The organism is Herbaspirillum sp. 1173 (genome assembly GCF_031455335.1).
In the GTDB taxonomy this organism is placed as follows: Bacteria; Pseudomonadota; Gammaproteobacteria; order Burkholderiales; family Burkholderiaceae_D; genus Herbaspirillum; species Herbaspirillum huttiense.
Genome location: NZ_JAVDSP010000001.1, coordinates 1257997 through 1270651, shown reverse-complemented (window position 1 = coordinate 1270651; position 12655 = coordinate 1257997). Strand labels below are relative to the sequence as shown.

The window sequence follows — 12655 nt, the reverse complement described above, 5'->3', positions numbered from 1 at the left end:
GTGCTCAAAAACGGCATGCTCCTACAAAGAAAATCGGGTTTTAATGAAATGCGAGCTGATTTTCAATGAGGTGACGCGGCAAGGCGTCGTCGCTGTGAGATAACGCGTCAGAACCCGAAAGAGGCCTGACTGTCGTCGGCGGGCGCGCGCCGGCGGGTGGCAGGCGGAGTGGCGGGCAATGGCCAGGCCTTCATGTCGGCCGCGGGGTAGGGGCGCAGCATGGACCGCGCCAGTTCCGGCGAGCCGGCGTTGAGCCAGGCGTCGTACTCCTGCGGCGGGATGATCACCAGGCTGCGCTTCTCATCGCCGGGCTTCTGGAAGCGGCACATCAGCGAATGCGCGTCGACGATGAGATGATGCTTGCTGCCAAACTTGCGCCGGTCCGTGGGATTCGGGCCTGTTTTTTTCCCGCCAGCATGGCCCGAATCGACGAGCTATCGACGAGAGCACGCGCCAACTGGCGGTAACTTCGATGGCCAGGCATTCCCGGGTGTAACCTTCACGAGGACTTCTCCGTGGCGAATTTAGCGAAGCCGTCACTATCAGCAATGTGCCTTAAGGTGATTCCACGTTACGCCGATACAGCTTTTCGTAAGGCCATGACAATGGCAATTGCTTTCTCTAGAACTTCTTCTTGACTGTGCAAGCCAAAGTCGTCCTTCAGTTGTGCTAATCCTTCCTTTGTCGCGGTGCTGACGCGAACGTTGATCCGTCCAGCCGGATCCGAAATGAAGCCAGGAATAATTTGTGCAGGGGACGCATCCTGCGGCTTGGACTCATTCTGTAGTTTTGATTTGTTCTTCGATCCTTTAGGTCTTCCCATCTTTATCTCCTTAGTATGTTGATTTGCTCGCAGCGTTGCCCCTTTCCAATTGACCCACCTTCCACTACCTTCCTACTGTTGCCACACAGTCATACTGTCTCTCGTAGCCAAGTTCGTCTATCCAATTACCCCATCGTCGCCCTCAAACTCTCCTTCCTCAGTACTTTCCTCTTCTAGTATCTCATCCTCCTCGACATACCAGTCGATCCAATCGTCCTCAGAAACACGGGCGCTCTCCCCTAGTATTTTGTCGACGGAGCCGATCAGGAACATATCGATATTCGCTGGTCCAATCGATTGACGGTGTTCTGTTGGACTAATTTCCCTTGCGGTACGTTCGTAGTACTCTTCTATGGTGCGTTCATTTAGCGTTGGGACGCTCTCGCCCAGTCGATCGCGCCACGTTTCCAATTCATTCGCAATATCTTGGAAAACACGCTTTGCCGGTTGGCCGTCGTCGTGGATCTTGTCCCATGCCCATAGACCTAGTGTATGGCCCAATACCTGATCCCACGCTCCGATCAGGCAAGATGTGTGGGCGAGGTGATTCATGAAGACAGAGCTGTCGAATTCGGGCGAGCTGATACCGTGGTCGCCGCCATGTTCCATCGCAGCTTCTTCCCGTAGCACTGTCCTGAAATGCGCCAGCATGCGATCAATATGGCGAGGGGAGGTAGCAATAGGAACGGATAGCAATAGTCTATCAGTCAATTTCTTACCATCCACGAGCACGGTGTTTCTTGACCCTCCGACAATGTCTATATTGTTGTAACCGCCTAGGGGCTCATAGCAGACGGTCTGTAATAGCGCGGAAATCGGATGATCCGGTTTCCTAAGCCAAGCGCTATCTAGAATGGCAGTAGCGAGTTGCGCGTCTTCACCTTGTTCGTGCGCTGCCTGGACCTTGGCCTTGATATAGCTCGTATACAAAGTCTCGCCAGCGATATGGGTGCTAAGCGCGTACGGAGTGTAGTACTCACAATAATTCAGTTGGACGATCATTGCCCGCACTTCTTGCGTGGAGGCGAAAATGCCCAACAGGGCCCTGAGCTTGGGCATGCTGAAGAATTCCTCCGCTGCGCCATGAGAGAGAAATCCCCGATCACAGACGCGGAGCAGTCTGGCGATGAAGAATTCTTCTTTTTCCGGGGTGAGCGGATACGTCAACTCAGGGATGTCGTCGTCAGTCAGAAAATTCATCAATTCCGATAGAACCCGTGGTCGGGACTTCGTTGCCAATTCGGGAAATCGATGATCGGGAATGCTGTCCAGAACGCTGTTGATTGATTGGCGAAACTTCATCAGCTCCGCAAAATAGCCACTTTGCTCCAATTTAAGACGGCGGATGGCGTACTGCAGAACAAATACCAGATCCGCAATACGTAGCTGGTTTGCTGAAATGGCAGATGAATAGTTATCGTGAGCACGTTTAGATGCGTCCCGGGGCGGGGGGAATTGAACAAGTCGTTTCAGATCCATAGGACAACTATTAATATTTTCTATCTCAGTTTTTAAAAAGTGTCAAACGTAGACGGTTGCATTCCAATGCCGTAGCTGGATTTCCTCTCCCAAAGCAAGATGCAGTTGTGCGCACACACATCCGCAAACGTCTTTTTGGAGTTTAGAAATGCAAGCTACTTCCCCTTCGCAGCATCGGTGCCTGTCCGTTACCGAGGTCCTTGAGATCGTGGGCCTTTCGCGTTCGACGTTGTACGCCATGCTGGCAGATACTTCCAGTGATTTCCCTCGCGCGCTCAAGATTGGCCGTCGCACCTGCTTCTTCCAACACGAGCTTGATGCTTGGTTGTCGTCTCGTCCTCGCCTGCACGCAGCAACCCGCTGCAAGGAGGCTAAGTGAATCTCAATATTCATCCTGCTCCCATGTCGGCCTATCCGGACGTGCTACCGGGCTTGTTAGGTGAGGTCATGCAAGCTTTCACACGTTGCGGCTATTACCCCGAGATGACCGGGCCAGTTCTGTTGGGTCTGGCCAAGCTTGCAACTCAGGACTTGGCTGACTTTGTATATGGTCAATATTCGCCCCAATCCCCCGGTGTGAGCGTCAAGGTCATTACTCCGAGTACTTCCGGGAAAACTACCCTCTTTGACAAACTCCGTGCTCCATTTGATCAATCTGATGTGGAGCAGGCACGTTTGGCGGAGGAAACAGCGAAGAAACGCAAGATGCACTTGCGTGCTCAAAAGTCGACGATCAAGGCCATCGAGGCCAGCATGGCGAAGTCTATCCATAATCCGGAGAAGCTGCAGGAATTGCAGCAACTTCTGATGCAGACGTTGGAAGACGAGCCTAAGCAGGTCGTCTCCCCAGGCATCGTATGCAGTGACACTACCATCGAAGGCCTGGTGCGCAAGCTGCATCAATGGCCTTCGGCCGGGATTATTTTGGACGAGGCGAAAATTTTCTTGAAAGATCGGGTGGGGAAAAATCCTGCTGAATATATCAAGTTGATGGACGGAAGCCCATATCGCGTCAACAGGGCAGGCGCGGGTGAGATTTTCTTACCCTCACCACGCCTGGCACTCGTGCTGATGACTCAAAATAAGCGGTACCTAGAGTTCAGGCGTCTTCACGAGAAAACGGCAAGCGAAAGCGGTCTAGATTCTCGTTTTCTATTCTCAGTATTACCCGATGAGACGCCAAGTGTCTCGAACGATGATGAGTTACTGCGTGCTGTTTTGGTCAAATATGGTTTGCGAGTGCAAGCACTGTTGCAGAAAAGCGCCGTTGCCGGATATGCGATCCTCGGGGCGCGTCCCACCATTGGCTTTTCAGCCCAAACGGAGCAATTCCTCAGCCAATTGCGCGCCGACGTTCAGCGCCAGCGAACTGGTCAGCCATCCGCGGCCGGTGTTTATTTGGCGCGTCACTTGGAGCGAACAATCAAGGTGGCAGCATCTTTCGCTCTGTTCGAGGAAATCGAAGGTGAGGTTCCCTTGGATTACGTATTACGTGCCGAGAAGGTGTGCCGCCACCACCTCGACATATATCTACAACATTTCTCCGTTCCTGTAAAAGATTACCAGGATTTCGCCGATGCGCGCGAGTTGGAACGCCAGCTTCACATTCAATGCTATCTGGATCGTGATCGCCAACGTGTTTTCAAGAAGGTCTTGATTCGCAATTTGGCGCAGAACTGGGGATTCGATAAGAAGCGCTTTGAGCGCGCGTTTGCGTTGTTGTGCGAGGAGCGCAAGATCCAGATCGTAGCTCAGGGCAATGGCGATTTCTTCCACGTGTCCCCTCATCTGCCGCAGCTTCCTATGTCGGTGGCAGAAGGCTGGCAGTGGCAGATGCTCTAGGCCTGAATGTCGAAATGTTTCGGATGCTGAGTATCCACTTGAGTCTGTTGCGTTGAGCAGTGGATTGGAATCGGGTCCTCAGTAAAGCCTGGACATTCTGAAGCGGACGAGTTTTGCTTTTTAATAAGATAAGAAGCAGAGAAGAACTATTGACAGAAGAGTAGATGAAGACAGCTCGGTAAAGCAGATCTTGATATCGGCTTGAACTAGGTAGATAGAGGCTCAAGGCTAACAGGCCTTGAGCTACCTGGTCGAGAGCGTCTCTCTTCGGTCATTAACATTGGAGCTGCAATTGAATCAAAAAAACAATGAGGAGCGCACGCAAAATAGTGCGTTCTACTTTAGGGATGTTGACCGCCAACTTCACACGGTGTCAACGCAAACAAAAAACCTCCATATCAAAACGGATTTTGCTGAAAGACTATCGGCCCTGGTCAAGTTTATGACTGAGGTGGTTTACGGGAAAGATGTTCCCTACGCTTTCATTGAAAAACTACATGGCGAGAAAACGCTCATCATGGCTCGGGGCAAGCCGATTGCCGGTTTTTTTCCGATGCTGCAGGCCCTCAATCAAATTTACGCCACGGATCTGTATTTCTCGCCACTCTTGCGCTTGTTCTTCGAATCCTATCAAGAGCATGTTCAGATTCGAGAATGCATGGAGTTTTGGCCTAATAAGAAGGTCGATTGCGTTGCAGATCGGGCACAGGTATTCAATGACTTCGTTGACTACATGCGTCAGCGCGCCAAGGCCATGCAGCTCAAATCGGCAATTGCTGATTGGGAACGTAATGCCAAGAATAACTGTGACCGGTTGAACCGATATATCCCAGCACTCTTCGAGCAGGATAGTCGACTTGTGTTCATCCGCGTTGATCTGGGATATCAGTCGTCCAAGTTGACACCGCAGGAGGCGGAGGCGGCCATTGAGCGCATTGTGGCAGAGCAGGGTCGCGAAACGGTGGACATCGAGGCTAGTCCGGAATCGGCAGACCCAGATGTTGGAATCCGTCGCGGTGGCATCAAGGAGATCTTGCTTGATCGCAAGCGTCTGATGACGAATCTGCGCAAGAAGACTTCACTCTTCAAACATTTGGTGGGTTACATCTTGCGCATCGAATGTGGTCGCGATGGTGGACATCACATTCATGCCGCGTTCATTTTCGGTGAAAGCCAAGTGCGGCAGCATGCGTGGCTGGCCCAACAAATTGGGGTGTATTGGGTACAAGATATCACCAAAGGGCGTGGTCATTTTCATAATTGCCATTACAACGACTATCCGGACTACGTCATCGGGATCGTCAATTACTATGAAACGGACAAGCGCGAACGGCTGATGGAGAAGTTGAGCTATCTGGCCAAGCGCGACCAGTTTGTGCACGTCAAACCATCCAAGCGCGGAAAGATGTTCACTACGGGGCATTTACCCAAGGTGAAGTCGACACGCCCTGGCCGTCCGCGCAAGAAGAGCGACGTGACGAAAAAGGTGATATCCGAGATGCTTCCGAAGGGGATATCACAGATGGTACCAAGCCAGGTCCAGCCATGGATTGCGCCGACCTCCATGGAGAGCAAGCCTGAGACGAGCGAGGCCAGGCAATCCTTATCGCGATGCGTAGACGATGAAAGTTGGCGCACTGCCAGCATGGGAAAAAATACACGGAGGACATCATGGTAAAGAGCGCAGTGAATGGTGGCCGTGCCGGCAAAAGTCCGCTTGACCTGCCGAGGGTTATCGCATTGATCCTCGCTATTCCGGCTACCGCACTTGGGGTCGCCCTGGCAGGTTATGTTGGTTGGTACAGAGCTGGATCTTCCGTAGAGAACGGCTTCTGGATGGCCGTTGGATGTGTGACAGTACTGGGAACCCATTTTTTGCCTATTCGATTCGCCGATCAAGGCAAAGGACGTGCCGCGGCCATGGCAATTTGGATTTGCTGCTTGGGACTGGCCATATATAGCCACGCAACGTTTTATTTGCTGAGCCAAGAGCATGCTGGCCAAAAACGGGCGGCAGCCGTCCATATTGACCAGGGCGACCAAAGCCTCACCGATGCCGCGCCTCGAAGTTTGCTGGCGATCGTTAATGAACGCGAGAAGGTTTCTGTCGATTTGGCTAGAAATCAGGCGTATGTCTGTAGTAGTCCATGTCCATGGCGGGAGGTCAGGTCGACGGCTTTGCGTGCAAGGCTGGACACCTTGACTACAGAGGAAACTGCCGTAAGGCGCTGGCAACATGATCGTGATCAGGCTGCCGAAATTTTTCGACAGCAAAAGGATGCGGCACGCCAAGATCTGGTGGCAGCCAAGCTATCCGAGGTGCTGGATGTTTCCGTCGATGACATCAACGTCACCCAAGCCTTTTTATTTGCGGTCGTGTTGGAGGGGCTAGCTTGCTTGGGGTGGCTGTTCGCTTTATCTGCGGATAGGCCTCTTTCTATCCATCAAGGGCCCGCCAAGGTGAGCCCAGGTTCCCTTGGGACCAGCCTAGATGCAGCCCTACCTGGAAGAACGGAAGTCGCTGATGCAGACGGACAGCAAAAGACATCCGAATCGGTATCCAATTCGGAGCAAAGCAGCGATTGGACTGAGCAGATGCCCGGAAAAGAAACACCACGGGAAGTCAGGCAGGTATGGCTCGAAGCGCAAGTGCGGGCTGGCAAGTACGAACCGACCGTTGTGAAGGTTCGTGAATTTTTGGGGTGCAGCCAGCCTCTCGCTCTGGATTTCACCCGTCATCTGAAGGCGGTCATGGCACAGGCTTCGCAGAAGTCGGTCACGTGACTTCGGTCATGGCGAGTCACGACTATCTGAACCGCCGGTAATGACCATTGGAGGCTCACTTCACTACTGGCAGGCAGTCCTTATAGCGGAAGTTCACCATCGGAATACGCGTTGGCGGACTTCGGGTCATTCTTCGGTCATGACTGCGTGTGACTTCTCAACGTCACTGCATTTTCCCGCGCACTAAGAGAAGCGCTACGAGAGGCAGTGTGACCAAGTGACCTGCGTCGGTAATTTATAGCCAGCTAGGCAGTGCGTAGTTTGTCGATAATTTGCAAAAAAAATCTCGACATCAAATGAAAAGAGCTACCTAAGCAGCTCTTTTCATCGTCAATTGCAGTTGCGGAGTTCTTGGAAATCAAAGTCCGACAGTTTCACCCACCCGATTGCTTTGCCGGCGCGTGGATTGCTGCCGTCAAAACCTGGGACTTCCACTAACTGCGCCAGTCCGTTGGATTCTTTCGCGACGCTAAATGCCGTTAAAGCAGTCAAGGTACTTTGGTTACTTTTCAAATCGGGGGCGCTATAGACTGCGATCGGTTTCTTGAATTGCAAATTGCCATTCTTCTGGATCGTGGTTTTCGGGAAGACGCATTGTCCTACGTTGCCCGCATGAGCCGGCAGGGCATTGACCAGAGACAATGCTGCGGTAGTGAGGATTTTCTTCATAATTGACTCCTTCGTTGAAATGTGGATCAGGACTTATGCACGCGTAGGTATAAGTAGGCGTTGCGCTCTTTCGCTGCATCGTGTACGCATCGAACGTCGCTACCGCAGTGTTGACCTACTTTATTGATCCATGCTTCTTGATCCTTTCGCAACGCGTCCTTTTCTTGCGGACTAAGTTTTGGTGATTGCATCAGGATTTGATAGTTTTTCTTGATCTGGCTAGCATGCACTTCAATCCCGCTTTTGTAGCAGGCGATGACTTCCCGATTAGGTTGACGGCTGTCGCAATAGCTATTTCCCGCATAGGCTTGGAGGGGAATACCGGTCATCCCGATTAAAGCAGCCAAAAGATATTTCATTGTTTCTCCTGAATAGCTGAAGAACCTAGATATATGGGGCTCACAGATGCTCGTTAGCGTGAGAGTTGGATTGCGACCAAAATCGCAAAGATGAGGAGAAGCGTGTACTTGAAGTTCTTGGGGAAGGTCTGGACTTCGCCATCTTTGAACAAATAGACGTCGCCCGTGAAGACGATGATTAGGGCAATAGGCATGAACACGAACGCGGCAAGTACGAGTGCCCAACGCCGGCGATACCAAGGCACTTGGTCATAGCTGGTATAGGTCATCGCCTGGTTGGGGGCACCGCAGTTAGGGCATGCGGAAGCGCTTTCATGCACTTGATGCTGGCAGTGCGGGCAGTTCACGAAATTTGGCATTTTTTTTCCTTTGATAGTTATTGGTGGTGCTACGAGCCGATGAGAACAAGAAATGAAACGACCGCCATGGAGATGGCGGCAGTGGACATGCCCTTGCCGGGCTTCTTTTGCTGCAGGTTGAAGGTGCCGGCGGCAAATGCGCTGGCAAAGACGCCGCCGGGGCCGACAATCTGGTCGCTGTTAAAGGTGTCAATCTGAATAGCGCTAATGGCTGCCACGATCGCCAGGACGACCCTGGTAATCCCCAGCCAGGGCGAACCGGTGGGGGCTCGGTGGCTGAGGTAGCTTGAGGCGCCCCACACCGCGGGCAGTGCAGCGCGGTATCGTGAATTTCCTTGCTGTAGCTGCTGCAGAAGACTATGGGCATGCATATTCACTCCTTTTTTTGTTGATAGATAGTTAATTTAAAATGTGACGATTAGTCTTCATTATTGCATGTGACGATTAGTCCGTGGTCAATTAGTCCTCATAAATGGGTTAATAGCCGCGTGAAATCATTGTCAATACGCTTTGGGGAACGAGTCAGAGAACTGAGAAAGGGGCTAGACCTTTCTCAGGAGGAGTTCGCTGATCTATGTGGTTTTGATCGAACGTATGTCAGTGGGATTGAGCGCGGGGTGCGAAATCCATCGTTGTCAGCGATAGAAACCCTGGCGAAGTCTTTGAGAGTTTCGGCGGGGCGCTTATTTGAGGGGCTTTAAGTATTAGGGCGTTCTTTATTTAAGAGAGCGCTCTAGGTTCGTTCTGGTGTTTTCTCGTGCTTTGACTTTTTTGGCTAAGGAGTCTGATGAGGCCGTTTGTTGCGCATCAGATGCGTGATTGGCAGTAAAAAACTCCTCTGCTACAGCCGGCAATTCCTCCGCAGATTCTTCGAACAAGCCGTTTTCCAATCCTGCCTTGGCTGCTTGATCCAGGGCCTCCTGATCAAATCCTCCTTTCTCTCGTCGATCCTGCGTTTCTTGTGCTTGCCGGATGGCGTCATCCAGCGTGGTTCCCTCCCGAATCGTTAAATCCACGTAGTAAATTGGCGTGCGATGCGACTGCACGGTGCTTTTGCCGCGCAGGCGCAGCTCCAGCGGTAGGGAGGCCAATAAACCTCCAGAAACCGCCTGGTAGTAGTGCAGCCTGGCTGTGAGTGTGCGGATACTGTTATAGCCGGTGGTGCGGAAGATGAAGGTGCCCAGTTCATCGGCGGCATCGATCTGCACATTGAGCCGCCCATAGGGCTTGCACTGACCCAGCCCAAATTCGCAGGTATCGGGCCCAGGGCAGGGAAGATCTGCAATCCCCTCGTGCGTAAGCCGCTTGCATGTGACTCCGTTGCCATTGCACAGCGGCCTGCCGGCATGTCGGTCAAAGAAGCAGTAGGATGCGCGCAGGTTTAGATCAGGCTGACTGAACATGACCGTGACTGGAATGGCGCGCAGCTTATTGCCGGGGGAAGCTGCCCGATAGACCGCATCGAGGGGGTGGGTCGCCCAGCCATCCGGTGTTTGCACCTGGCTGGTGATGGTAAACTGGTCGTCTTTCTCCGGCAGTCGTCGGCCGTTTTTTTCTACCACCTTACCAATTGAAATTCGCCCGAGAACAGGCGGGGTAATGCATAGACCTTTGATCATGGGAAGCTCCAAAAAAAAAGTAAAGCCAGGCATCCGAAGATGCCTGGCGATCAGGGGAAAACGAGGAACCGGCGGCTGCCAGCTTTGGGAGCGAGATAGCTTTTGACCAGATATGGATGATCGGCTTCCAGTCGGCTGACATCGAGCTGGATGCTGTCTTTGGTGCGTTTCCAAGAGACTGATCCCGTCTCGAAAAGCGCTCGACTGGAGCTCCCCATCATCTGCTGGATGGTTTGCTTCAGTTGCTGTTCGATCTTGTCGCGAGTAGCAATTTCTTCCCGAATGGCCTGCAGATCCGCAAAGACGGCCGACATGGCACGGTTTTCTCGGAAATCCGCCACGTCGCCATAGTCATGCGCGTACAACGACCGCAAGGCGCGGTCTGCCGACTCCGACCCATCGGGAGGTGGTTGAATGTCCCTTTCGACGTAATGCCAGAACTCACGCTCTAGCCTGATCAATCCTTCGATCAGCTCGTCGTCGCGGTCAATCCGGTGAATCTGGATTTCCTGACCGCAGATCAGTACACACACATCAGCCGCGTCCTTACCTGTCACCGCCAACTGGTGCTGGACTTGACATTGCACGTATTCAGGAACACCTTCACGCCAGATCCGGGTCCCAAACTCACCGGCGGTCTTGCACTCCAGGATCTGGACATCAGGCGCACCAAGGATCTCACGATCGATATTGGCAAGCATCCAGGCCTTGTCAGGATCGGGGTGTTGGAGGACTGCGTTGATCTTACGCACCTTGTTGCCAGTTTCATGCGTGTAGTGAGCAGCCACGATAGGTTCCAGAAGACTGCCCCAATAGGTTGCATTGTTACGGTCTCCTGGATCGGATTGGGGCAACAGATGGGCGCGCCCCGTCTTGATCATCCACAGCTCCAGCATGGATTGATGGGGATTCAATCCGATCGCGGCAGCCGCATCTGAACTGCCGATGCCCTTACGCCGGACGGATAGCCATTCTTCTCGAGACAGGTCGCGGGTTTTGACCAACCGTAAAGCAGCACGGCCGGGACGCCTGGTCGACTGCACATTTAATACAGGCATAGCACTCCTTTCAGAAAAGAAAAAAGCCCGGGCACGCGGCTCGGGCTTTATGTCGTTGAGATCAAGGTTCAGCTCACCAGGGCGATGGCTTGGGCCAGGGCATCATTCTTCAGATTGGCGCCTGTACCGAACCAAGCTGAGTCCAGGCGGTAGTCCGTGCTTCTGGCGCGGCGTTCATGGTCCACAAACTCGGTCACCGCATTGAGGAGACCGAATGCGGTGTTTTTGGTAGAGGAGAGTTCCGCACCCCGGCCATGGCCGACATACAGCTCCCGTACTTTCTTCATGGCGCGTTCGTTGGTGAATTTCTCCTGAGGATTGGCAAAGAGTTGCGTAATGAAGGCATCGGCCTCAATGTGTTTCAGTTTGCGTTCCGAAAGTTTCTTCATCTGGTAGACGAAGTCTTCCCACGAAGACGATGACAATCCCAGCTGTCTCTTGACTGCCTTGGGATCGAAGGTAGTGGAATGAGGCACCTTTACGGCAGCGTTTCCATCCTTAAGAGCAATGGCCAAGGTGTTGTTGCAGACAACCCGAATGCTGGTGAATTGGGCTGTTGTGGCCAACGTACCATCGCATCCGGTGGCCAGGAGCAAATAACCGTTCATCGTGTCATTGCCCCTGATGTTGGCGCTCATGTTGGTCTTGGCCAATGCCCATACTTTACGGCCACCTTTGAGAACACCCGCTGTTTCCAAGGTAAATCCATGCGCCTTGGTCAGATCACGGTAGAACTCCAGCACATCGCGAGGTTGTACTACCTGGAACCGCTGCGAGACCACTGAGAGGGCGGCGCCTGTGTCAGAGCGATAGAGCACCTTCTGATCCTCGAAAGCGCAGTGGTCTGCGTTCTTTCCAGGTTGGAAGTAGACGGGAGATTCTTGGATATTCCACTCCATGCCGGCCTGTTTGGCCCAGACGGAGAGGGGGGATCTAGCCGAGAGCTGATTACCCAGACCGTGCCAGGGAGTGGTATTGGCATATGCCATTGTTTCGATCAGGTGAGCCATGGTGATTTCCTTTTCTAAAATGAAAAAAGCCCGTCATAGGACGGGCCGTTGAGCGTGCGATGAAGGGGATTAACTCGAGAATGTGTAGTTACAGTCGGCACAACGGTAGGTGCCCAGGACCTTCGCGTCGACCATGTGGCCAATCCTTGATCCTGTTATGCCGCCAGCGGCGCTGCCTGCCAGCGCGCCCATGATGGCGTTGGCCAACGTCGCCAAGACCAGTCCTGTGGTCGGACCGGCTCCCCTCTCGTTGTCACCGTCGGTTAGTGACGTAGAGAGCCCTGCGACGGCACCCGCCGAGGCACCGATCATGCTACCGATGCGTTGCCCGCAACGTTGCGGGAGTAGATTCAAGGAGTGACAGACCGGGCAGGCGAGACTCATGCTGTGCCTTTGTCAGTCAGGAACAGGAGCGTCAGGAGGGCGTTTCCTACGATACTGAGAATGAGGATGATGCGGAGATTCAACATTGCTATTCCTTGGTGAGTGTTAAAACAAGGAGCTGGAGTACGGGTAATTCTCCAATCTCACACAAGGAATATGTAGTTGAAAAAATCTAGGATGAGGCAGTAAGTAGATGTGGATAAAGAACACACTTAACCGGTGGCTACAAAATTCGTCCCCGGTCGCGTTGAATTCAATATTTGATTTCA

Annotated in this window: 15 protein-coding genes and 1 pseudogene; 5 read left to right on the top strand and 11 right to left on the bottom strand. The window is 52.8% G+C overall.

The window, feature by feature from the left end:
* Nucleotides 1-107: 107 nt before the first annotated feature.
* The 4 genes and pseudogenes from J2X56_RS27025 to J2X56_RS05760 all read right to left on the bottom strand — a co-directional run bounded on the left by J2X56_RS27025 (nucleotide 108) and on the right by J2X56_RS05760 (nucleotide 2302).
* Entirely contained in the window at nucleotides 108-329 is a 222-nt protein-coding gene (locus J2X56_RS27025) for a hypothetical protein (protein ID WP_409025212.1), read from the bottom strand.
* Nucleotides 330-454, bottom strand: a pseudogene (locus J2X56_RS27020) (IS5/IS1182 family transposase); the annotation flags it as partial.
* Nucleotides 455-571: 117 nt separating this feature from the next.
* Nucleotides 572-823, bottom strand: coding sequence for a hypothetical protein (locus J2X56_RS05765; protein ID WP_310158792.1), 252 nt, complete (start codon nucleotides 821-823; stop codon nucleotides 572-574).
* A 117-nt stretch (nucleotides 824-940) separates the two neighbouring features.
* The gene (locus J2X56_RS05760) at nucleotides 941-2302 is read right to left on the bottom strand and encodes a hypothetical protein (RefSeq protein ID WP_310158790.1); all 1362 of its coding nucleotides are present in this window, start codon (nucleotides 2300-2302) and stop codon (nucleotides 941-943) included.
* 148 nt (nucleotides 2303-2450) lie between these two features.
* On the opposite strand from J2X56_RS05760, the gene J2X56_RS27015 reads away from it, so the two are divergent.
* The 4 genes from J2X56_RS27015 to J2X56_RS05745 all read left to right on the top strand — a co-directional run bounded on the left by J2X56_RS27015 (nucleotide 2451) and on the right by J2X56_RS05745 (nucleotide 6928).
* Nucleotides 2451-2681, top strand: coding sequence for a helix-turn-helix transcriptional regulator (locus J2X56_RS27015; protein WP_409025205.1), 231 nt, complete (start codon nucleotides 2451-2453; stop codon nucleotides 2679-2681).
* Entirely contained in the window at nucleotides 2678-4144 is a 1467-nt protein-coding gene (locus tag J2X56_RS05755) for a DUF3987 domain-containing protein (protein ID WP_310158788.1), read from the top strand. Before J2X56_RS27015 ends, J2X56_RS05755 begins: the two co-directional genes overlap by 4 nt.
* A gap of 238 nt (nucleotides 4145-4382) precedes the next feature.
* Entirely contained in the window at nucleotides 4383-5822 is a 1440-nt protein-coding gene (locus J2X56_RS05750; RefSeq protein WP_310158786.1) for an inovirus-type Gp2 protein, read from the top strand.
* Nucleotides 5816-6928 (top strand): hypothetical protein, encoded by a 1113-nt coding sequence (locus J2X56_RS05745; protein ID WP_310158785.1) that lies wholly within the window; start codon nucleotides 5816-5818, stop codon nucleotides 6926-6928. The genes J2X56_RS05750 and J2X56_RS05745 overlap by 7 nt, the downstream gene beginning before the upstream one ends.
* 330 nt (nucleotides 6929-7258) lie before the next feature.
* On the opposite strand, the gene J2X56_RS05740 is transcribed toward J2X56_RS05745, so the two are convergent.
* From J2X56_RS05740 to J2X56_RS05725, 4 genes are read right to left on the bottom strand one after another with little or no spacing between them, the layout of a single operon-like run.
* Nucleotides 7259-7597 (bottom strand): hypothetical protein, encoded by a 339-nt coding sequence (locus J2X56_RS05740; protein WP_310158783.1) that lies wholly within the window; start codon nucleotides 7595-7597, stop codon nucleotides 7259-7261.
* A gap of 26 nt (nucleotides 7598-7623) precedes the next feature.
* A complete protein-coding gene (locus J2X56_RS05735; RefSeq protein ID WP_310158780.1) occupies nucleotides 7624-7956 on the bottom strand; it encodes a lysozyme inhibitor LprI family protein in 333 nt (110 codons plus the stop codon).
* Between the two features lie 53 nt (nucleotides 7957-8009).
* Entirely contained in the window at nucleotides 8010-8315 is a 306-nt protein-coding gene (locus J2X56_RS05730) for a hypothetical protein (protein ID WP_310158778.1), read from the bottom strand.
* Nucleotides 8316-8344: 29 nt separating this feature from the next.
* Nucleotides 8345-8686: a hypothetical protein gene (locus tag J2X56_RS05725; protein WP_310158776.1), complete on the bottom strand. Its 342-nt coding sequence runs from the start codon at nucleotides 8684-8686 to the stop codon at nucleotides 8345-8347.
* 66 nt (nucleotides 8687-8752) lie between these two features.
* On the opposite strand from J2X56_RS05725, the gene J2X56_RS05720 reads away from it, so the two are divergent.
* Nucleotides 8753-9016 carry a helix-turn-helix transcriptional regulator gene (locus tag J2X56_RS05720; protein ID WP_310158774.1) on the top strand — a complete coding sequence of 88 codons (264 nt, stop codon included), beginning with the start codon at nucleotides 8753-8755 and terminating at the stop codon, nucleotides 9014-9016.
* A 15-nt stretch (nucleotides 9017-9031) separates the two neighbouring features.
* On the opposite strand, the gene J2X56_RS05715 is transcribed toward J2X56_RS05720, so the two are convergent.
* From J2X56_RS05715 to J2X56_RS05705, 3 genes are all read right to left on the bottom strand, one after another.
* Nucleotides 9032-9934, bottom strand: a complete 903-nt coding sequence (locus tag J2X56_RS05715; RefSeq protein WP_310158772.1) for a hydrolase or metal-binding protein — start codon at nucleotides 9932-9934, stop codon at nucleotides 9032-9034.
* A gap of 50 nt (nucleotides 9935-9984) precedes the next feature.
* On the bottom strand, nucleotides 9985-10992 hold the full coding sequence (locus tag J2X56_RS05710; protein ID WP_310158771.1) for a lambda-exonuclease family protein: 1008 nt from the start codon (nucleotides 10990-10992) through the stop codon (nucleotides 9985-9987).
* Between the two features lie 68 nt (nucleotides 10993-11060).
* A complete protein-coding gene (locus J2X56_RS05705) occupies nucleotides 11061-12002 on the bottom strand; it encodes a DUF932 domain-containing protein (protein ID WP_310158769.1) in 942 nt (313 codons plus the stop codon).
* Between the last annotated feature and the right edge of the window lie 653 nt (nucleotides 12003-12655).

What these genes read in the sequence shown, in the direction of transcription:
- J2X56_RS27025 (WP_409025212.1), bottom strand. Translation starts at nt 329, where the DNA reads ATGTGCCGCTTCCAGAAGCCCGGCGATGAGAAGCGCAGCCTGGTGATC.
- J2X56_RS05765 (WP_310158792.1), bottom strand. Translation starts at nt 823, where the DNA reads ATGGGAAGACCTAAAGGATCGAAGAACAAATCAAAACTACAGAATGAG.
- J2X56_RS05760 (WP_310158790.1), bottom strand. Translation starts at nt 2,302, where the DNA reads ATGGATCTGAAACGACTTGTTCAATTCCCCCCGCCCCGGGACGCATCT.
- J2X56_RS27015 (WP_409025205.1), top strand. Translation starts at nt 2,451, where the DNA reads ATGCAAGCTACTTCCCCTTCGCAGCATCGGTGCCTGTCCGTTACCGAG.
- J2X56_RS05745 (WP_310158785.1), top strand. Translation starts at nt 5,816, where the DNA reads ATGGTAAAGAGCGCAGTGAATGGTGGCCGTGCCGGCAAAAGTCCGCTT.
- J2X56_RS05740 (WP_310158783.1), bottom strand. Translation starts at nt 7,597, where the DNA reads ATGAAGAAAATCCTCACTACCGCAGCATTGTCTCTGGTCAATGCCCTG.
- J2X56_RS05735 (WP_310158780.1), bottom strand. Translation starts at nt 7,956, where the DNA reads ATGAAATATCTTTTGGCTGCTTTAATCGGGATGACCGGTATTCCCCTC.
- J2X56_RS05730 (WP_310158778.1), bottom strand. Translation starts at nt 8,315, where the DNA reads ATGCCAAATTTCGTGAACTGCCCGCACTGCCAGCATCAAGTGCATGAA.
- J2X56_RS05725 (WP_310158776.1), bottom strand. Translation starts at nt 8,686, where the DNA reads ATGCATGCCCATAGTCTTCTGCAGCAGCTACAGCAAGGAAATTCACGA.
- J2X56_RS05715 (WP_310158772.1), bottom strand. Translation starts at nt 9,934, where the DNA reads ATGATCAAAGGTCTATGCATTACCCCGCCTGTTCTCGGGCGAATTTCA.
- J2X56_RS05710 (WP_310158771.1), bottom strand. Translation starts at nt 10,992, where the DNA reads ATGCCTGTATTAAATGTGCAGTCGACCAGGCGTCCCGGCCGTGCTGCT.
- J2X56_RS05705 (WP_310158769.1), bottom strand. Translation starts at nt 12,002, where the DNA reads ATGGCTCACCTGATCGAAACAATGGCATATGCCAATACCACTCCCTGG.